Below are 1,092 nucleotides of genomic sequence, written 5' to 3' on the forward strand. Positions count from 1 at the left end.
CAACGGTTTTGTGTATGGTTAGTTGCGTGGTTTAGCAACTAAATTAGTAAACTTTTACGAACCCGTGAAAATTCCGCAGGAATTTTCGCAAGTAGGCTAGAACCAAGCAATTAATTATACACGGTGTTAGCACACGTATTTATTTTATCTTAAATCCGATTATTGGTTTATAGTCAAAATAAAAAATTAACGATTTTTGTCTATTTAAGTCAGATAAGTCTATTTCAAATTCCAAATTTCCGTTTTTCTCAAATACATCCACTTGGTGATTTTCTTTTCCAATATTATAAGTTAAAGTATTCATTTCTTTATCTGTTTTGAAACTGAATTTAACTTTACTTACTTCTGCTTTTTTTATTATTCCACTACTTGGTTCTTTTATCTTAATATCGTTGTTGTAAATAAGAGGTCCATTCAAAAAGTCTTCTTTTTCAATTTCTTCTGTTAATAGTGAGTTTTCATAGTTGTCTGGATAATGCTTTTTTATAAACTGATTTGGGTCGGTTAAGTAAAAATAATAATCTACATTTTTTTCGAAACCGTTTCTATAAGTTCCTGCTCCCCAAGTCACATCAATTAAATATTTTCGGTTCTCAATTTCTACAATATTCCAAGCGTGGTTTGAATAGTATCTTCTGCCAATATCTGTTATTGTCGTTTTAGAACCTCCAGTGATTATTTTTGACTTAATATCCAAGTTGTCGCAGATTACCTTGAATAAGGTTGAATAGCCTTCGCAAACAGCTTTGTTTTTCGAAATAACTCTTGTAGATAGTTTCTTTTGAAATTTAATTTCTTTTTTTTCTAATTCCGATTTTGTTTCATAAGAGAAATTATATTTCCCATATTCGGTTGGGTCATAAACAACATTGTTGGCAATCCACGTATATATTGCTCGAACTTTATCAAAATCAGTTGAAAAATCTGAAGATATTCTATCAGCTAGTTTTGTTACAGAACTAAATTTCGTAGGATATGTCAAAACTATAGAATCTACTTTTTTATAATTCTGCGACCAACCCAAAGTCGAGAAGAAGATAAATAGTAAAATGACTAAAGTTCGTTTTTTCATATGTGTGCTAACGTGTTTGT

At 30.0% G+C, this 1,092-nt stretch carries 1 protein-coding gene; it reads right to left on the minus strand.

What is annotated here, in order from left to right:
* Positions 1-139: 139 nt before the first annotated feature.
* The coding region (locus ACJJVO_RS00325) for a transglutaminase domain-containing protein (protein WP_405569022.1) at positions 140-1,092 on the minus strand (953 nt) is incomplete at its 5' end.

The organism is Winogradskyella sp. Asnod2-B02-A (assembly GCF_045063645.1).
Classification (GTDB): domain Bacteria; phylum Bacteroidota; class Bacteroidia; order Flavobacteriales; family Flavobacteriaceae; genus Winogradskyella.